At 31.7% G+C, this 20,207-nt stretch carries 20 protein-coding genes; 2 read left to right on the top strand and 18 right to left on the bottom strand.

The genetic code is table 11. The annotated features are described in order from the left end of the window. Positions 1-389: 389 nt before the first annotated feature. The 6 genes from C1I91_RS04170 to C1I91_RS04145 form a co-directional block, all read right to left on the bottom strand. Positions 390-1,922, bottom strand: a complete 1,533-nt coding sequence (locus C1I91_RS04170) for a sensor histidine kinase (RefSeq protein ID WP_128211405.1) — start codon at positions 1,920-1,922, stop codon at positions 390-392. After that, positions 1,923-2,609: a response regulator transcription factor gene (locus tag C1I91_RS04165; protein ID WP_128211403.1), complete on the bottom strand. Its 687-nt coding sequence runs from the start codon at positions 2,607-2,609 to the stop codon at positions 1,923-1,925. Positions 2,610-2,748: 139 nt separating this feature from the next. Next, a complete protein-coding gene (locus C1I91_RS04160; RefSeq protein WP_128211401.1) occupies positions 2,749-3,186 on the bottom strand; it encodes a hypothetical protein in 438 nt (145 codons plus the stop codon). 32 nt (positions 3,187-3,218) lie between these two features. Continuing rightward, complete coding sequence (locus tag C1I91_RS04155) at positions 3,219-3,560, bottom strand: zinc ribbon domain-containing protein (RefSeq protein ID WP_128211399.1); 342 nt, start codon at positions 3,558-3,560, stop codon at positions 3,219-3,221. Next, a complete protein-coding gene (locus C1I91_RS04150; protein ID WP_128211397.1) occupies positions 3,557-3,886 on the bottom strand; it encodes a hypothetical protein in 330 nt (109 codons plus the stop codon). The genes C1I91_RS04155 and C1I91_RS04150 overlap by 4 nt, the downstream gene beginning before the upstream one ends. Before the next feature lie 6 nt (positions 3,887-3,892). Then, positions 3,893-4,426 carry a sigma-70 family RNA polymerase sigma factor gene (locus C1I91_RS04145; RefSeq protein ID WP_128211396.1) on the bottom strand — a complete coding sequence of 178 codons (534 nt, stop codon included), beginning with the start codon at positions 4,424-4,426 and terminating at the stop codon, positions 3,893-3,895. Between the two features lie 449 nt (positions 4,427-4,875). On the opposite strand from C1I91_RS04145, the gene C1I91_RS04140 reads away from it, so the two are divergent. Continuing rightward, on the top strand, positions 4,876-6,078 hold the full coding sequence (locus C1I91_RS04140; RefSeq protein WP_128211394.1) for a macrolide family glycosyltransferase: 1,203 nt from the start codon (positions 4,876-4,878) through the stop codon (positions 6,076-6,078). 212 nt (positions 6,079-6,290) lie between these two features. On the opposite strand, the gene C1I91_RS04135 is transcribed toward C1I91_RS04140, so the two are convergent. The 3 genes from C1I91_RS04135 to C1I91_RS04125 form a co-directional block, all read right to left on the bottom strand. Further along, on the bottom strand, positions 6,291-7,241 hold the full coding sequence (locus C1I91_RS04135) for a DUF5700 domain-containing putative Zn-dependent protease (RefSeq protein ID WP_128211392.1): 951 nt from the start codon (positions 7,239-7,241) through the stop codon (positions 6,291-6,293). A 317-nt stretch (positions 7,242-7,558) separates the two neighbouring features. Beyond that, complete coding sequence (locus tag C1I91_RS04130; RefSeq protein ID WP_128211390.1) at positions 7,559-9,109, bottom strand: nitrite/sulfite reductase; 1,551 nt, start codon at positions 9,107-9,109, stop codon at positions 7,559-7,561. Between the two features lie 396 nt (positions 9,110-9,505). Further along, positions 9,506-10,927, bottom strand: coding sequence for a glycoside hydrolase family 1 protein (locus tag C1I91_RS04125; RefSeq protein WP_128211388.1), 1,422 nt, complete (start codon positions 10,925-10,927; stop codon positions 9,506-9,508). A gap of 387 nt (positions 10,928-11,314) precedes the next feature. Between C1I91_RS04125 and C1I91_RS04120 the strand changes: the two genes are divergently transcribed. Then, positions 11,315-11,788 carry a hypothetical protein gene (locus C1I91_RS04120; protein WP_128211386.1) on the top strand — a complete coding sequence of 158 codons (474 nt, stop codon included), beginning with the start codon at positions 11,315-11,317 and terminating at the stop codon, positions 11,786-11,788. Positions 11,789-11,899: 111 nt separating this feature from the next. Here C1I91_RS04120 and C1I91_RS04115 read toward each other — a convergent pair whose 3' ends face one another. From C1I91_RS04115 to C1I91_RS04075, 9 genes are all read right to left on the bottom strand, one after another. Continuing rightward, complete coding sequence (locus C1I91_RS04115; protein ID WP_128211384.1) at positions 11,900-12,499, bottom strand: nitroreductase family protein; 600 nt, start codon at positions 12,497-12,499, stop codon at positions 11,900-11,902. 419 nt (positions 12,500-12,918) lie between these two features. Further along, entirely contained in the window at positions 12,919-13,311 is a 393-nt protein-coding gene (locus C1I91_RS04110; RefSeq protein ID WP_128211382.1) for a secondary thiamine-phosphate synthase enzyme YjbQ, read from the bottom strand. Between the two features lie 244 nt (positions 13,312-13,555). Next, entirely contained in the window at positions 13,556-14,011 is a 456-nt protein-coding gene (gene msrB / locus C1I91_RS04105; RefSeq protein ID WP_128215911.1) for a peptide-methionine (R)-S-oxide reductase MsrB, read from the bottom strand. Positions 14,012-14,108: 97 nt separating this feature from the next. After that, positions 14,109-15,563 carry a DUF5050 domain-containing protein gene (locus tag C1I91_RS04100; protein ID WP_128211380.1) on the bottom strand — a complete coding sequence of 485 codons (1,455 nt, stop codon included), beginning with the start codon at positions 15,561-15,563 and terminating at the stop codon, positions 14,109-14,111. Positions 15,564-15,890: 327 nt separating this feature from the next. After that, complete coding sequence (glmM, locus tag C1I91_RS04095; RefSeq protein ID WP_128211378.1) at positions 15,891-17,240, bottom strand: phosphoglucosamine mutase; 1,350 nt, start codon at positions 17,238-17,240, stop codon at positions 15,891-15,893. 323 nt (positions 17,241-17,563) lie between these two features. Continuing rightward, complete coding sequence (locus C1I91_RS04090) at positions 17,564-17,818, bottom strand: hypothetical protein (protein ID WP_128211377.1); 255 nt, start codon at positions 17,816-17,818, stop codon at positions 17,564-17,566. Positions 17,819-18,006: 188 nt separating this feature from the next. Beyond that, positions 18,007-19,305, bottom strand: a complete 1,299-nt coding sequence (locus C1I91_RS04085; protein WP_164880431.1) for an MFS transporter — start codon at positions 19,303-19,305, stop codon at positions 18,007-18,009. Between the two features lie 11 nt (positions 19,306-19,316). Then, positions 19,317-19,763 carry an SHOCT-like domain-containing protein gene (locus C1I91_RS04080; protein ID WP_128211373.1) on the bottom strand — a complete coding sequence of 149 codons (447 nt, stop codon included), beginning with the start codon at positions 19,761-19,763 and terminating at the stop codon, positions 19,317-19,319. 28 nt (positions 19,764-19,791) lie between these two features. Then, entirely contained in the window at positions 19,792-20,154 is a 363-nt protein-coding gene (locus tag C1I91_RS04075) for a DUF2089 domain-containing protein (protein WP_128211371.1), read from the bottom strand. Positions 20,155-20,207 lie beyond the last annotated feature (53 nt).

The raw sequence follows: 20,207 nt of genomic DNA, 5'->3' as shown, positions 1-20,207 counted from the left end.
ACCACCTCACCTTTTATCTAAAGTATTGATTCTTAATATTAATTTCAAATATTATCAATGTAATGCGCAATCTAAATGTACTATCTTAGTGGTTTATTAACTTATATTAAAATTATACTGAGTAAAACTGAGCAGAACATTAATATAAACTGAGAATTTGCTGAGAAATTGGTTAACTAATTTAAAATTTAACAATTTACTTTTAAAATATGAAGTTCATTAAAAATGGCATATATGTTTGAAGTAATATATGTATCAAAGCTTAAAGCAAAATTTATAGCAAAAAACTCTAATGAACATGCCATTAGAGTCTTTTTGCAACAAATCCATATAAAGTTTTATATTCGAAAGAAAATATTGATAGTTATTCTTTAACTTCAAAATTATCTCTAAACCAATTTCAGATACACACTAAAGGTTGATCCAACACCAACTTCACTTTCTACCTCTATCTTGCCGTTGTGAGAATCTATTATACCTCTAACTATAGAAAGTCCTAGACCGTATCCACCTTGTTCTCTAGATCTATGAGTATCACTTCTAAAGAATCTATCGTAAATTTTACTTAGGTGCTCCTTTTCTATTCCTGTTCCATTGTCAGCAATCTTTAAAACAGCAAAGTCTTCACCATTGACTTTTTCTATATATGAGGATATTGATATCTTACCATTTTGCTTGTCTGTGTGGAGTACTGCATTTTGAGTCAAATTATATATAACCTGCTTAATCTGATTTCTATTTATACTCACTGTTAAATCTTTAGCCAGATTCAAGTTTAAACTTCTATCTCCGCTCAAAACCTGAAGCTGAGGATATATTTCTTCTACAACAATCTTTAGATCTTCATTGTTCATCTCAACCTTAATATTTTGATCGAGCTTACTTAACATCAACAAATCATTGACCAGTTTGGTAAGCCTATCGCTTTCAAGCAATATACTATTTAAAGCTAAATTAAGCTGTTGTTCATTTTTTGCAGCTCCCCTTAAGAGAATCTCTACAAATCCATGAATAGAGGTTAAAGGTGTTCTTAATTCATGGGACGCATCTGAAACAAATTGTCTCATCTTCTCTTTTATATACTGCTCCTGCTCAAAGGAGATTTCGATTCTTTCAAGCATATTATTAAAAGAATGTGATAACCTATCTATCTCCCTCATTCCATTATCTTCAGGAATCCTTGTGTGAAGTTCTTTTACATCTATCTGCTCAACAGTATTGGTCATATTATGAAGAGGCACTAAGGTTTGTTTAAAGATAGTACTTCCAAGTATTCCACCGAGGATTAATATACAGAAAGCTCCTCCTATATATATAGAAAGCTGCCTCTCTAGTATTTCTCCCACATCATTTATTGGAGTACATAATTGGATAAGTCCAGAAGGCTGCTTCATATCACCTATCTTTCTCCACACTACAAGCAATAAAGTACCATCGTCAGTTTTCATCAGTCTATAATCTTTTTCTAAATTTCCTGACTCTCTTAGTAAAGCTTTATATTCATTTGTTGATAGATTAGGATTACCAAAAGTAAATTTACGCTTTTCTTTCTCCTTTATAATCTTTAGTTCAGACTCATCGGAAGCTAGTGGTTCCTCCTCCTTCTTCTCAACCTTGTAAACCACATCGCCAGACTTATCTATGACAATTGCATTGGTAGCTCTGTCTACCAAATTGTTAGTTATATTTTCAAGTACATCATTACTTTTATCCACTTTTTCCATCTGACTTAATACCTTGAAGTCTATATTATGGAACTTATCCTGTAATCCCTGTCCCTTACTTCTGCATAAGTATTCTCGCATACTAAAATACTGTGATAGCCCCATTATAAATAGCAGTACTATTAATAAAATAAAGAACCTAGAAAATATCTGCCACTGAAGCCCTCTTGTCTTTTTAGCTTTCTTAAAAACCTTCATCTAGACTACCACCTTATATCCTACTCCGCGTACAGTTTTTATTATATTATGTTCTTTGTCTTCAATCTTATCTCTAAGATATCTTATATATACCTCAACAATATTTTCATCACCACTAAAGTCATACCCCCAAACTTTTTCTAATATTTGAGATTTACTCAATACTAATCCGTTATTTACAAGTAAAAATCTTAGTAAGTTGTATTGAGTTGGTGGTAAATCCAGTAGCTTATCCTTATAAGTTATCTCATGAGCTCCATCATCTACTTTAAAGTCACCTATATTAATAACCTCACTTAATTCAGGAAAACTATTTCTCACTCTAGCATTGATTCTCGCCAATAGTTCCTTAAAGCTAAAAGGCTTTGACATATAGTCATCTGCACCTATGTCTAACCCCTTAACCAAATCATCAACTTCATCCTTGGCGGTTAACATAATGATAGAGGTTTTTATCAACTTTTTTATTCTAGTGCATACCTCATAGCCATCCATTCCTGGAAGCATAACATCCAGTATTACTATATGTGGATTTATCTTCTGAGCTAGATCTATAGCTTCGTTACCATCATAAGCCTCATATACCTTATAGCCTTCTGCTTCCAATCCCATCTTTATGAAATTTATAATACTTACTTCATCGTCTACAACAAGAATATTTATCTGTTCCTTAGTAATTGGGCACATTTAGCTTCTCTTCCTTTCAAATAGGATAAATGCGCTTAAGACATGTCTTAAGCGCAATTTATTTTTATTATTAGCTATTATTATACATAACCTAACTATGCTAAACAATACAAATCAAAAGTATATCTAATTTTACTGTTTATTTTATTTCCCACTTTAGATTAAATTCGCCCTCTGTCTTATCTCCTACTACTTTAATAATATAACGTCCATCTTTCTCTGCCTTATATTTAAACAAACCACTTGAGTCATCCAATAGATTAGCTATAGTATTTCCATCAGCATCTTGTAAAAGTATCTTCAGAGAACCTTCTTTCACTGCAGAAGAATATTCTATATTTAGTATTTGGTCCTTTTTTAATTTAACCTTATTGCTCTTAGTTCCATTAAGATAGCTATAACTTTCATTCCACTTACTGCCTGTATTGTACTCAATAGCTGCCCTTTCACTAAAGGTATCAATACTTCCAGACTTACCTATAATAAATCTCACTAGGACAGTTGCTCCCAAAGCTACAAGCATAGCTATTATGATAAAAATAATCCAAACCTTTTTATACTTTCTAAAAACCTCCATAATACTTCTTCCCCTTTCAAGTAAAATTTATTTTAGTACTTAGCTTTACATTTAGGACAATAGTTCCAATCATCCTCCATAAAGCCTCCACAACCGTTACAGTGTTTCCCTAAAGTTTTTCCACAGTTAGTGCAAATTTCCGTTCCTTTTTCCACAACTGCTCCACATGATTTACATCTTATTTCAGTGCTTCGAGTAACTATTATATATACTATAAGGGTTATAGGCATACTGCACATGGCAAGTAGCGCCCAAAGGATTGCAAACCTATCTCTTCTCATTCTTGCGTCAAGATATATCCATAAAGATTGGCCTCCCCATATAATTATAGATATAAATACCCCAAGCATTATAAGAATATCTATAGAACTCATACTCTTACCCCCCTTCTATTCTTTTTATATAATATCAATAAAGCCAGTAATGCTACAGGCGCCGATAATATGCTGTTAAGAATTATTACATTTAATACACCAAACTTAATTCCAGTAAGTATTTGCATAATAGCTATAGAAGGAACCATAATAGTATATAAAACATCTTGCCACCAGTTTCTAAACTGCTTTTTACGCCTTGTATTTGTTATCAAACTCAAAGTATCTATTTCTTTTATAAGCCCTACGTCCTCCAAATAGTCATCTTCTAAAATTTTAAGTTTTTTAAGATTGTTATCTTCTGAAGCTTTATCTATATTACTCATACCTAATCACTCCTTCTCGCCTAATAAACTCTTTAGAGTTTTTATTGTGTTATGAATTCTAGACTTTACCGTTCCTTCTGCACAATTCATAATATTGCTTATCTCTTCTAAGCTATATCCGTAATAATGCTTTAATATAAATGAAACTCTCTTTTCATAACTCAGCTTTTGAAGCTCTTTAAGTGCATTTTCAACTTGTATTTTTTCATATACCCGCTCATCTATTTCCTTTACATCTGATACAATTGAGTAGTTTTCAATAGAACTAAACTCTATAATTTTTTGTCTCTTCAAGTAATTTTTATATAGGTTTAATGCAATCCTTATAAGCCAGCTTAAAAACTTACATTCTCCTCTGTAGTCTTTTATGTTGGTCATTGCCTTCATAAGAGTCTCTTGAAGTAAATCTTCTGATAAATAAACATCTCCAGTTAGCTTTATCAAAAATCCATAGAGCTTCTTATAATTTTGCTGAAATAAAAAGTTTAAGGCGCTGTCATCGCCAGCCTTAGCCCTTTTGATAAGTTCTAACTCATCCAAATCTACTTCCCCCCTAACCCCTATACTAATAAGACAATTGAGATAAAAATAAGTTCATTATTTTTTTATTTTTCATGTTAACCGCGTAATCTTCTATAAGTTTCATTTATTTCAACTAATTGACATTTATAAAAAAAGTAGTAAACTATTCTTAAGAAATATATAATCGTACCTCTTACATTGTTGAATTTAAATCTTTAACTTTTCCTTTGACCCCCATAGGAACTTTAAGAAATAACTTCGAAATTAAGAGGTACAATTATAAAATTCCTATAGGGAGCCAATTTCAACTATTAATTTATATATGTCCAAAAATACTCAAAAAAGTTGATTGGCGAACAAATATAAATTAAGTTTCCATACAGAAACTCTAAAAAAAGTACTTTTATTAAAATTCATAAAAATAAAAATATAACATTAATTAAAATTAATTTGTAGGAAGTGATAAAATGTCAAAAGTACTATTTTTAAATGTTCGTGGTCATGGCCACGTAAATCCTACCTTAGGACTGGTGTCAGAATTAATAAAGAATGGAGAAGAGGTCATCTATTATTCCTATGATGAATTCAAGGAAAGAATAGAGAAAACCGGTGCTACTTATAAAGAGTTAAAAGCTGATGTGTTTAAACGCCCCAATCCTGGTGTCACTAATAAGCACAAGAGCATAGAACAAATGCTTAACCTTATAAACACTACTCTCCAATCCAGCGAAAGCTTTATAAAGGATTTTTTAGAAGAAATATCTGATACTCATTTTGACTACATGGTGTATGGTGCGTCTTTCCCTTATGGAAAAATTATAGCACAAATTCTAGGGATCCCTTCAGTATCATCCTTCGCCATATTTGCTACTCCTAAAGAGCTTATACCTGACAATAAATTTGATAAAGGCTTACTAAAAGATCACCCTGTAATGGATACTTACAATAAGTTTGCAACTAATCTAAAGAACACCTATGGTATAACAATTCCGTCATTAATAGAACTATTCTTTAATAAGGGTGACCTAAATATAGCCTATACCTCTGAGTACTTTGTAGCTCATCCTGAGTATTATGACGATACTTTTAGATTCATTGGACCTCCTATATATGATAGAAAAGAAGATCTGGATTTTCCTTTTGATAAGTTGGAAGGTAAAAAGGTTATCTATATATCTTTAGGTACAGTTTTTAGTGCTGCTGATCTAAAGGTATATGATTTATTCTTCGAAGCTTTTGGCAATATTGATGCAGTGGTAGTTATGACTGCTTACAATGTTGACACCTCAAACTTTTCCATTCCAGACAACTTCATAGTTAAGAACTATGTACCTCAATCAGCAATACTTAAGTATACTAATGTTGCCATAACCCATGCTGGAATGAATAGCACCAGTGATTTAATATATAATAATGTTCCTTTTGTTGCGATTCCCTTTGGTGCTGATCAGCCTTACATGGCATCAAGAGCCGCTGAACTAGGTGCAGCAATTAAGCTGGATGTAGACAAGCTATCAGTGGAAGATTTAAAGAAGGCCGTTAATAAGGTATTGATTGATCCAAGTTATTATGAAAATATAAAGAAGATAAGCCAATCCTTTGAACATTCAGGTGGCTATAGAAAAGCTGCTGAAGAAATATTTAAATTTAAGCAAAAACTAGCAGTATAACTTAGACTTCGTACTTTATGTGAATCCAGTATCTCATACAAAGTACGAAGTTAAATATTAATTTTGATTAATTACAAATCCCTCGGATATGAATTAATGAACTTATATCCTTGGGTTTTTACTGTTCACCCTAAATAGCTGTTCTAAAACCTTTATATTACTAGTTTTAGATAACAAAAAGTTTTATACTTTCATTAACAGTAAAAATAAGCTTACATCCCACTAATAGATTGCTTAGCTCTATGATAGTATTCCATGAATATATCTATATTTAAAATGCATTCAAGTACGGCATTTACTCCAAAATTTATATCAATAAGCTCCACCATATGGTAACCAGCCGAATATCCCTTAAGGCCTTCTCCAAAAAGAGACTCTAATTGTTCATCTAATGGTAGCTTTCCTGCTACTACTTTATCTATTATTAACCCTATCTCAGATAATATTGACATTATATTTTCATCATTACTCTGCCATTGGATACTCTTGAAAGTGGAAAACTCTTGTGGATTATTCAAGTAATACATTGCGCTTCCTTCTGAAAGAAGCTCACATAATAACCTACATCTGTCTTTTTCTCTGTCTGAATTTATATTATCTATCACTGCTTTAAAATGTTTATCTGTACCTACATGATGTACCTCATGAGCAATTATTCTAGTCAAATACTCCGAATTAATTTTATCTTTATCCCACAAAACTTCATCACATAAATCAATAGCTATTTTGTCATTAAGCATTATAGATGTTCCTCTTATTCCATACAAAAAATAAATACTAATATTGGAATCATCATCAATAGGTTTTGGCAAAAACTTATTAGCCATTTTAATAGAGTTATCTGCTATTTGATTAAGATTCAATGTTGTAAGCGTTTCTTTAGCATAGCTAAATCTAAAAAGCCCTTGCTTAATGGTCTTCAATATTATATTATCGGAGCTTTCTAATTTTGGATTTTTTATTGCTGAAGCAAAAAACTTTATCAGTGCAGCATTATTAAGCTTACTTCCACCATAATGACAAATATGCTTATTTAAAAACTTAATTCCTTCTTCTTCTAAATAGCTATTAAATTCATCCTCTGTTATTACTATGTTTTTTTCTATTTTTTCAAATATCTTAAGAGAGCTGTTTAATGCTGAATAGTCAAATTTTATATTCACATATGTGCCTCCAATCCATAGTTATCCTTTATGAAAACTCAATTTATACATGCTCTATGATACCGAGTTCTGAGGATCATCAGGCATTCGTAAATTAATAGTTGTAACTTTATACCTGTAATGACCTGCTTAAGTTAGCTAATGATATAAATTCAACGTTAGTTAAGTAACTCCTTCTCATATTTTAAGAGGTTATTTATCCATAAGCACTGTCCAATACATAAATTGCAACTTCCCAAAAAGCAAAAATTCATACATGGCTATAACATGCATGAATTTTTATCTTTAATATAGATTTGTATATATCAACAAATACTTTAAACAGCAAACTTACCAACTAGCTCTTTAAACTCTGTTTCATGACTTTCAAGCCAATCTATAAACTCAACTTTCTCAGTTTTTATAGTTCTTGCTAATTCAAGTAAGAACTGAGGTACCTGATCTTGAAGAATATCTCCGTAAGAGGCTCCAAGTCTTGTAACGTCTTTACCTAATTTCCCTTTTACATGTAGCTCAAAAACATTGCTTGATACATTATTTACCCTCTTAAGCTTTCCAAAGAAGCCTATAGCTCCAACTTCATGCACTCCACAAGAATTAGCACAGCCTGATATATGAACTCTTGGCAGTATATCTTCTATTATATTTTCTTCTTTGAACTTGCTTATTATCTCTTGAAGTGTCTTTTGGCCGTTTAGCACGCCTATTTGGCAAGTAGGTACGCCTATACAAGCTACTGACTGTTCTAATCTAGTTTCTCCACCTAGAGTTTTTGTAAGCTTTATTAATCTTTCAGCTTCTTCCCCGTTAAGGTTGGTTATGTATAAGCCTTCATTCATTGTAAGTCTTACTTCAGCTTCTTCAATGGAACTTATTTCTTCTAAAAGCATCTTTAATACAGATAGCTTTAATTGACCTCCTATAGGATGGAAATATACACTGTAAAGCCCTTCAACCTTTTGTTCAAAAAGCCTATTGCTAACTAAATTAGTTTTGATGCCTTGTTTCACAACTTTTTTATCAGCTATCTCTAAACTTAAGTTTTGCTCTATCTTAACCTTCTCTAAATGCTTCTTATAGCATTCAATAAAAGCTTCTGCTCCCATTCTCTCAACTATATATCTAATACGAGCCTTACCATGATTCTCATAATCACCTTCAGCAATAAATAAGCTTGTCATTGCTTCTACATGATATAATACATCCTTTGGCTCTACTAATTCATCATATTCTATGCCAACCTTTGGGTTTCTTCCAAGTCCACCACCTAAGTAAAGTTTAAAATATTCTTTTTCATTTTCCTTTACTGCTAAGAATCCTAAATCTGTAACAGTAGCATGAGCCTCATCTTCATTGCTACTAGCAAAAGCCACCTTTAACTTTCTAGGCAGTTTGTAGCTTGTTATCTTACTTAAGAAATGTTCATTAACCCTTATAGCATATGGGGTTACATCAAAGGCTTCCTTAGGATTAACTCCTGAAAGTGGCGAAAGCGCTACATTTCTTGGAAAATTGCCACCTGCGCCTCTAGTATGTATTCCTTCTTCTAAAGCAGCTTTCATAATCTCATATATTTCATCTATTCCTAATCCATGAAGTTGTATATCTTGTCTAGTTGTAAGATGTACTCCTTCAAGATTGTATTGTTCTGCTAAACCATAAATAAATTTTAATCTATCCTTTGATAGAACTCCTGAAAAGGTTCTTAATCTTACCATGAATTCTGTTCCACTTCTATGAGAATATACACCCATTCCACCTGAAGTCTTCTTAAATTCAGCTCTATTTATCTCACCATTTAAAAACTTATGACCTATAATTCTAAAATTCTCAATGTCTTTAATTAGTTGCTCTTTTAAATCATTCATTACAATCACCCCAATAATTAAGTAGTATTTTTTGCTAATTTCATACTCTTATACAAAAGTATACTACTATATTTATGCCAAGTAAAACTGTGATTTTAATCACAAAGTCATTTATTCCCTTAGAAGTTCTCAATGCTTCTTCGCACATTATCTAGGATAATTGTTTAATCTTAGTATACTTATTGTAATTGTAAACTTTGAATCATTTTACACTATGCTAAAATAATAATAATTTATAATTTTATTTTTACCGTTTCCCATAAATAACTGTTCTAAGCCCTTTAAAACACTAGGTTTATATACGTAAAAGCTCTATACCTTCCTCCAAAAAGTAAAAAAGAAGGCCGATGATTACATTAACCTTCTTTTCTTGATTACTACCTATTCAACTATTTTTTATGATAAATCTTCACCATTTGAAGCAATAACCTTCTTATACCAATGGAAACTCTTCTTTGGTCTTCTGCTAAGGTCTCCATTGCCTTCATTGTCTTTGTTGACATATATGAATCCATAGCGCTTCTTCATCTCTCCAGTAGAAGCACTTACTAGGTCTATACATCCCCACATTGTGTAGCCCATAAGCTCTACACCATCTTTAACAGCCTCTTCCATTTCTAGAATATGATCTCTTAGATACTCTATTCTATAGTCATCATTTATTGATCCATCTTCTTCAACAACATCTACTGCACCTAGACCATTCTCTACTACCATTACTGGTATCTGATATCTATCATAAATATGATTTAAGGTCCATCTTAATCCCTTAGGATCAATCTGCCATCCCCAATCTGAAGCTTTTAAGTAAGGATTCTTAAGTCCTCCAAGTAAATTTCCTTTTGCTTCTTCCTGCTTTTCTGGATCAGCACTAACTGCATTTGACATGTAGTAGCTAAAGGAATAAAAGTCAACAGTACCTTCTCTTAAGACTTCAACATCACCTTGCTCCATCTTTATGCTTATGCCCTTTTCTTCAAAGTATCTTGTTGAGAATGCTGGATAGTATCCTCTTACTTGAACATCTCCGCAAAGCATATTTCTAAGCTGATCTTCTTTTTGAGCTAACAATATATCATCTGGATTACATGTAAGTGGATAAAGGGTCATATATGCTATCATACATCCAATCTTAAAGTTTGGATTAATCTCATGTCCTAACTTAACAGCCTTTGCACTAGCTACGAATTGATGGTGTAGCGCTTGATATCTAGTTTGGTCTGAATTCTCATCTTCCTTAGTCAATATTCCTCCCCCCATAAATGCTCCAAAAGGAATTGTAAGAACATTGATTTCATTGAAAGTAAGCCAGTACTTTACTTTATCCTTGTATCTCTTAAAGATAGTATCGCAATATCTCAAATAGCAATCTATAACTTCTCTTCCTGCCCATCCATTATACTTTTGTGTAAGTCCAAATGGAGTTTCATAATGAGATATTGTTACTAATGGTTCGATTCCATTTTTCTTAAGTTCATCGAATACGTTATCATAGAACTTTAGGCCTTCTTCATTTGGCTCTAAATCATCTCCATTTGGAAATATTCTGCTCCAGTTTATTGACATACGGAATACCTTAAATCCCATTTCTCCAAACATCTTTATATCTTCTTTATAATGTCCATAAAAATCAATAGCTTCGTGACTTGGATAATATGTTCCTTCTTCCAGAACAGGAGTAATTCTTCTTGGGGTAGTATGAGTACCTCCTGTCATCATATCTGCAGTGCTTGGCCCCTTGCCATCCTTATTCCATGCACCTTCAAATTGGTTAGCAGCAGTTGCTCCTCCCCATAAAAATCCTTCTTTCATTTTCATAAATATACCTCCTAATTATTGATATGTGTAAAGTTTTTCTAAAGTAACTTTCTTAATAGAATATCTTGCCTCTGGTCTTTCCAAATGTATATAAGGAAACTATGTCAGAACAATAAGTTTTCTTTTTTTATTCTTTGTCTTATATAGGCAATTAATCTATCCAAGCATGTTTATCCACAGCTTTATCTGAAGTGTAATCTCCTCTAAAGAATAAAAAATATTATATTAATGATTATTATTGATTGCTTTAATTAATCTTATGCCCTTATTATAACCTTTTCATCAGTATAATTTTTTTCTAATTCTGAAAATTAAATATATGCTACACTAAACTATTTAAGAAACCTTTTCGTATACAATATATAATCAGCATTGGAGGATAAAAAATTGAAGCATGCCAAAGCAATCTTACTAACTATTCTAATAATAGTGGTTATAATATTAGGAGTTCTAAACTATACAAATAAGAATATCCCCCTAAAAGAGCCAGAGCTTCTTGTAAGATATAATGAAACAAAAATTTCTACTGTTCATGGAGAACATTCTTGGATGGACAGTAACCTTGATGGAAGCAGTTTTATTACTGAAGAGCCTATAAAACTAACTAAGAATATAAATGCTACAATAGTAAAAACGGATGAAAAGATTCAGTTTAAGCTTAAAACAAGAGTTGCCCCAAAGCTCATACTGATTTATCAATGTACTTCTGGATACTCTAAAAATATATACAAAGAATACAGCAATGTGACTAGTGGAGAACTTACAGTCCCTTCTAAGAAAGGTGAATATATCTTTGAGGTTGGAGTAGGATATGATGAAGGTCACTGGACAAGTGATATTTTTAAGATTAAAGTGAAATAAGTACGTAGGAAAAATTAATTCGGGATATAAAACACCTATATAAAGTGATTTTATATCCCGATATTTTATATAAAGAAATCGCAAATGCGATTTTCATTAACATAATTTATATTATTTAAATACTTTAACTCTCTCTTCTAATGGTTGAAATTGCTTTTCAGCTGGTTCTGCTGTTGGTTTTCCAAAAGGCATCTGAGCTATAAGCTTCCAGTTGGCAGGAACATTCCATTCACTCTTTACATCTTGCTCGATTAGCTCATTATAGTGCTGTAAAGAAACTCCAAAACCTTCTATTTCTAATCCTGTCCAAACAACAAATTGATGCATACCGCTTGCTTGTTGAGACCATATTGGGAAGTTATCTTTATATAAAGCAAATTGACTTTGTAAAGATTCAATAACACTACTATCTTCAAAGAATAATACTGTTCCATAGCCATTTTTAAAAGAATTTATCTTGTCCTCTGTAGAACTGAACTGATCTTCTGGTACTACTTTTCTTAATGCATCCTTTGTAATATCCCATAACCTATCATGTTGAGCTCCTAGCAACAAGATTACTCTAGCACTTTGAGAATTAAATGCAGATGGTACATACTTCACTGCCTTCTCAATAACCTCTCTTATCTTTTCATCGGAAACTACTGCTTCCTTACTAATTCCGTAAAAGGATCTTCTGCTTTCTATAGCATCGAAAAAGTTTTTTTCCATTTTAATTACCTCCGTAAGATTTATACTTATTTTTTATATTAGAATTCATATGTTATTTTATACTTAATATTAGTTACTAACTTATTGTAACTAACTATATATAAATTATATGATACCAATTCTCAACAGTCAAGTGTTTTTATAAAACTTTTATGTTTTTTTAATATAATCTTTTTTTAATTACTGTTTAGAACCTTTAATCATGATTTTTATAAATTTTAGATTTAAATAATATGCTATATTTAAGAATGTTGTTTAAATTAAGTGGTTAAGAAGGAGATGCTATATGAGAGCAATTAATTTAACCGCGGTGCTTTAACCTAGCCAGAAAATAAAAAACATAAAAGACTGCTAAAATCTTTTATGTTTCTATCTTACTCTGTATTGATTTATATATTCATAAACTCTAATTATACAACTTAGCCCTCTATAATTTTTATATATACCTTTCTATCTCTCGGTCCATCGAACTCACAAAAGTAAACCCCTTGCCAAGTACCTAACTTAAGTTGTCCATCCTCTATTATTAGATTCACAGAAGATCCCATTAAGGATGCCTTTATATGAGCGTGTGAATTGCCCTCAAAATGTTTAAATTCTTTACTTTCTGGAAATACCTTTCTAAAAGCAAAAAGTATATCAGAAACAACGTCTGGATCTGCATTCTCATTGATAGTAATTCCTGCAGTAGTATGTGGCACAAAAACTACTGCTATCCCATTTCTAACACCACTATCTTTTAATTCCTGTCTTATTATAGAAGTAATATCTATAAATTCATCCTTTGCTCTAGTCTTTACCCTATGCTCCATTAGAACACCTCTTTCTTAATTAGAATTGCTACGTTTAGCTAACAAAAAATCTTATACTTTATCTAAAATATAAATTCATAAAGAATAAAAAATATAGATGCATACTTAGTAACAAAACCTATATCTTAAAATTTCCTTTAGTGTACTAGGAAAAATATAAGTTTTATTAATAAGTAATACATCTATGGATAAATCATTTCACAATTAAATTTTATCATAGCAGATAATTGTAGCAATATAATTTTTAGATTATATTATCAAATAAGGTTATAAACTCTCCGTAACCTTCTTGTACCAACTTATCTTTCGGTATAAATCTTAATGAGGCTGAATTAATACAATATCTTAATCCGCCTTCTTCTTCTGGTCCATCTGTAAATACATGCCCTAAGTGAGAATCTGCGTCTGCACTTCTTACCTCTACTCTATGCATATTATGACTTAAATCAGCTTTTTCCTTTATGAAGTCATTATTTATAGGTTTTGTAAAGGCTGGCCATCCACATCCTGAATTATATTTATCACTAGATGCAAATAATGGCTCTCCTGAAACTATATCCACGTAAATTCCTTCTTCAAAGTTTGTATCATACTCGTTTGTAAAAGGTCTTTCTGTACCATTTTTTTGCGTTACTTCATATTGAAGCGGAGTTAATCTTTCCTTTAGCTTTTCATCACTCTCTTTGGTATATTTATTTATTGGCAAAGCTCATCCCTCCAATTAATTAAGTGAGTTTCGTAGTGTCTAAATTGATAGCAAGTATAATCTACATCCTAACCATACCTTCACTAACAGTTTATTTAGTTTTCAAATCTAGAAGCTTGATGTAATTTGTACTTGTATCTCTGTAGGTTAGATAACCATCGCATAAGTTTATGTCTGTTGCATCTTTTATGTCTAATAACTTCTTCTTAGAAGAACTTACTTCATCAATCACATATATTCCATCATTATTTGAAAAATATATCTTATTATTTAATATATTAGCACATAAAATATTTTTCTCAATAAGCTTATCTTCCTTAGTACTGATATCCTTCTTATGAAGTTCACCACTGTGATTGCTAAAGTAATTATAGTTTATATCTTTGTCATTTAACATAAAACTATACTCATATTTTTCAGTAGTTTGTATATACTTGGCCAACATCTTATCTCGAGGATTAGTAATTGATATTTCTCCAGTATTTAAATTTCTAGATTTCAAATACTCATGGTCTATATCTGCACTCTTATCATTAGCTATATCATATTCAAAATATTTATCCGTTGAGCTATCTGGATAGTATTCCTTGTAGAATACCTTCTTGTTATTTACATCTAATATATCTGAATATTTTCCCTGAGATATAACTTTATATCCCGCTCCATTAGTATCCATTCTAAATACTTCAGTGTTATAATCGGAATTTATATAACCAGTTAGCTTAGTTCCTAGCAAACCGTCATCAATTAACCTCAGATTATAAAAAGTTGTAATTAAATTATTTTCATTCTTTATATCTGTAAGCTTTTTCTTTTCCGTTCCATCTATATTCATCTTATAAATGTTATTATTGTCTTCACCATTTACAAAATAAATTGAACTATCTTTTCGAACCATATTTGACTTATTATTTATATTACCTTCAGTATTGCCAGTAAATTTTATTATATCTAGCTTACACTCTACAGGTTTATTTATAAGTTCTAGATTTCCTCCTAATATATAAGTCCCTGCAATATCTGTAGATAGAGGTTTAGCAAACCACTTTACATCTAACTCAACTTCCTTATTATCAGATGTATGAGCTTTTATTTTGCTCGGCATAACCAAACTTTGGCCTTCGTAAATATTAATACTCTCTTGATTAAACTTTAAAGAATTTATTACATCATCTAATTGTAATTTTAAGGACTCTTCACCTTTAAACTTAGAAATACTATCATTAAGTAATTTAATTGCTCCTATGATGTCATTCTTGCCTTCCAAAGCTTTAGCCTTTAAAACTATAGCTTTGCTATCCTTATCAGATGTTTTTAGAATTTTATCACAATAATTTATTGCAGCATCATAGTTTTTTGAGTTAACAGTAATCTCTGCCCTTTTTATGTAGTAAAAAGTTGTTATTTTACTTAAGTTTATAAGTATTGAAGCAGCCAATACCAATAATAAAAGTGCAGTGACTAACAAAAACTTAGAGTTTTTAAGAATTGTTTTTCTTTTTGTTTTTTCCGTTTCAGCCTCATTTATTGATTCTTTTCTCTTCATTAAGCACCCTCCAAAAAAGCTTTCATTTTATTATACTTTTATTATGTGGTTTATATTACTAAATAAAAGATCTCACTGAGGCAGCCTTCTTCATTAGACTTTTTTTGCGCATCTTTCTGTCCTAATGTATATGAGGAAAATCTGTCAGACGACAAAAAAGATGCCCATCCCTATGAACATCTTTCTATAACCTTATATTTACTTACTGGCTATGTTTAATAATATTGCTAAAATTACGTGATCATGAAGGAGATGCTATATCAGCGAGCTATTAGCGTAAGCATCGGATGACTGACCACTTAATTTCAACTAGGTACTTTAACGAGCCTACTTATTTGCTTTTTGCTCTATTAGCTTAGCTAAATCATGAGCTAACTTATCTATTTCCTCTTGATTTTCTCCTTCAAGCATAACTCTTACTAAAGGTTCTGTACCAGAAGGTCTTATAAGAACTCTTCCTACTCCATGAAGAGCTTCTTCAATTTTTCTGATTTCATTTCTTATCTCTTCATCTTCTTCATGTATGTTCTTCATTTCATTTGGAACTTCAGCATTTGCAAGTACTTGTGGTAATTCATGCATTATAGATGCTAATTCACTTAATGATTTTCCACTCTTTTTAATTATTGACGCCATTTGAAGTGCAGTAACTAAGCCGTCACCTGTAGTATTGAAATCTAAGAATATTATATGTCCTGATTGTTCTCCACCAAGTACATATCCGTCCTTAACCATCTCTTCAAGTACGTATCTGTCTCCAACCTTAGTCTCTATGATTTTTATACCTTCCTTTTCACAAGCAATCTTTAGTCCTAAGTTACTCATAACTGTCACAACTAGTGTATCGTCTTTTAATCTTCCTATTTCTTTAAGATGCTTTGCACAAAGGGTCATGGCATAGTCTCCATTGATAAGCTTACCCTTTTCATCAACTGCAAGACATCTATCTGCATCTCCATCAAAGGCAAAACCTACATCACAACCCTTTTTAACAACATAATCCATAAGTTCCTCAGGATGAGTTGATCCACAATTTTCATTTATATTAGTTCCATCTGGATTGTCATTTATGATAAAAACGTCTGCGCCAAGATCTCTAAAGGCTTGAACTGCTGCAGAGTAACAAGCTCCATTTGCACAGTCTAATGCAACTTTCAATCCATCTAAATCAAAGGCAATTGTATTTTTAGCAAACTCTATATAATCTTCTAAAGCTCCAACTTCTCTTCTCTTTCTTCCAACAGCTTCTCCAGTAGGACTTGGAACACCTTCAAAGTTACTTTCTATTATTCTTTGTATTTCATCCTCAAGTTCATCCTGAAGCTTATATCCTCTATTATCAAAAAACTTAATTCCATTGTACTCTACTGGATTATGGGATGCTGATATCATTATTCCAGCATCAGCTCCATACTCTCTTGTTAGATAAGCTATTGCTGGAGTTGGTACTACGCCTACTGCTACTGCTTCTGCTCCAACTGACAATATACCTGCAACTAAAGCTGATTCAAGCATATCACAGGATATTCTTGTATCTTTGCCTACTAAGATCTTTGGCTTATGTGTTCCTTCTGTTAATACATAAGCGCCAGCTCTTCCTAGATTATAAGCTGTAAGTGCAGTAAGCTCAGTATTCGCTATACCTCTAACTCCATCAGTTCCAAACATTCTTCCCATATAATATATACCTCACTTTTGCATTTTTACTTTTTGTATATATGACTAACTATAAACAAAACCTCATAAAATCCTTAAAGTTTATATTATAGTAAATAGCCTCTAGTGTATATTATATGAAGGTTAATCTAATTAAGCAACAACGAAGAAATTACGATACTATTAAAATTCACACAAATTTCGTCACATTACTTACATTTATCCCTTTAATATCCAGATAAGCCTCTTTCTCTACATTTTCCTTCAACCTTCATAAATATAAAGTATCCTAAAGAGATAAAAATAATCATAAAAAAATAGGCACCTTAAGGCACCTATGCATGTTAGATCGTTATCTTAACATGGTCTCCATCACTATCCTGAACGTCCACTATTGTCAGTCCCTTATAGTTTTTATTTAATTCCTTTAATGCCATATCCATTAGCTTTGGATTACAATACTTTAAAGCCTCTTCATCTATATAGTCTTTCGAGTGCCTTAATCCAAACATTCCAGTTTTAATAAAAAATCTGCAAACTCCCATGGGAACTCTTATATTTAATCCCTTGCCGTTTTTTTCTCTTACACTTATTTTCATTACCCTTCCCCCAATCTGAATTTTTCTAGCTATTTAAGCATTGAAAAGAACATAAGCCTAATATTTATTCCGAAAATTCTTCTATATTATAAAAAGATATAAAAAATACGAATTTTCTATGAAGTTATATATACACATATCATTTATTAGCTAGTAAATGCATACTCATTAATCAGTAATTACGATTATTACATTATATCTTCTAAGGTTTCATGCTCAGGATCATAATTAATAACCTTTTTTGCAGATTTCATAAAGGCGAAAAATGCTATAAATATAATAGTTGCACTAAAGCTTCCAACTATAACTTGTTTTGAACCTAATATTCCTCCTAGAACCCCTCCGACTATCATGCCTATAGGTGAAAGTGCTTGAGTACAAGTTCCCATCAATGCAAAAACCTTTCCTCTCATCTCTTGAGGAACTATTAACTGAGTAGTTGTATTCAGTAAAGTATTTAATATAGCATTCAATAAACCAGCTATATATAACAATATACAAATAGCATATATATTCTCAGTTATAGGTGCAGCAACCATAGCACCCATACTAACAATTCCACTTAATACGAATATATTAAACTTTTTCTTTGGAGCAATTTTTACTACAGACAGAAACATCATTCCGCATATCATGCCTAGAGTAAATATCCCCATAGCAATACCGTACTTTTTTGCATCTAAGCCTGGAGTAGAATTAAAATAAGGCATGATTAGTACTATTCCTACCTGGGAAAAAAAATTGATAACACAAGCCAGGACAATTATATTTCTTAATCCAGAAAACTTTACTGAAAAGCTTAGTCCATCTATAAAATCTTCTTTAAAATTAGCTTTTTCTTTTTTGTGAATAACCTTAGGAACTTTTAAGAATAACTCCATAAATCCGGAGAAAAGATATGAAAATCCATTTAATATGAACATAATAGGAGCTCCAAGAATTGCAAATATAGCCCCCCCTGACATAGTACCTACGAGGTTTGCTCCTGTTGTAGACATTTGATAACTAGAATTTGCTTGTAGTAGTCTTGATTTTGGAACTATATCAGGCATCACAGAGCTTATACTTGGGCCAAAGAAAGCTGAACATATACCAAGTAGTATACCTGCCAACATTACCATCCATACTGCGCCAGCTCCCTTATATATAGCAACTCCAACTAATATAATTGCTGCACCTCTTATAAAATCCGAAAGTAAAATTATAACCTTTCTATTTGCTCTATCGATTAATACTCCAGCAAAGGGTGATATTATAATCCTCGGAATCATTGTAATGGCCATTATGGTTCCCATAAGTGCTGAAGATCCTGTAACTGCTAAAACCCAAAAGCCTAAAGCTATTTCGTATATTGCATCTCCAAAGCAAGAAACGAGCTGTCCTTGCCAAAGTAGAAAGAAGTTTTTATTCCATAGTTTTTCTACTCTATCTAAAGAGTTTTCTTCTGTAGTTTCGGAACTTTGTATTTCTCTTACTTCTTCGCTCATCATTACTTCCCCTATTCAATTATTACTAGAACTTTATCTCCATCATGACTTTCTATATCTACTAATTTACCCGATATATCGTTCATTATGGCACTCTTAAGCATTTCCATATCTATCTTAGTGTCAATTCCTTCAGCCCTTATTGGAATGCTACCTGTTGCCTCTATCACCTTTTTCACAAAACTCATCGGTAACTGCACATTTACTCTATCGCCATCATGCGAATCCACTTTTACATACAGCATCTTCTCATCAAAAGATTTACATTGGTTGTTAACATAAGGATTCAATTCTTCAGAATTAATAACTTTACTTTCAGCTGTTACTTCTTCCACATCAAATTTCTCTTCACTATCTAAGCTGTTATTTTTTAAAGCGTCGATTAGCATAGCCCCTTTTTCAGCATCAATCTTTCCATCTTCTATCATTTTCAAGACTCTTAGAACTTCCTCTTGCATAAATAATCTTCCCCTTTTATTTATTATTTTAGTTATTTCTTCTTAAAAGACTTGCCGCTTCTTCTGCAGATATTTCTCCTCTTTCAAGTTTATCTAAAATCTCATCATTCTTTTGTTTTTCATTATCTTCTTTTAACCCAAGTTCGTTAATCACTTCATCTAGCTTAGCTCTTACTGTTGGGTAAGATATCCCAAGCTCCTTTTCAACATCCTTAATGTTCCCTCTGCATTTTAGAAATACTTCAACAAATGCAAGCTGCTCCTTTGATAAAGATTCAAACTTTGAAAAACTAAATTCATTTTCTATAGTTGTATTACATTTTGCACATTTAAGCTTAGTTACTCTTAGCAATCCTCCGCATATAGGGCACTTACTTATAGCTTTATACATATAAGGCAACTCCTTCCAATGCTTATTATAGCAAGTAGATTATCTTTTGTAAA

This window comes from Clostridium manihotivorum (assembly GCF_004015185.1).
GTDB lineage: Bacteria > Bacillota > Clostridia > Clostridiales > Clostridiaceae > Clostridium_AR > Clostridium_AR manihotivorum.
The sequence above is the reverse complement of the archived record's forward strand: the minus strand, read 5'-3'. Positions and strand labels throughout refer to the sequence as shown.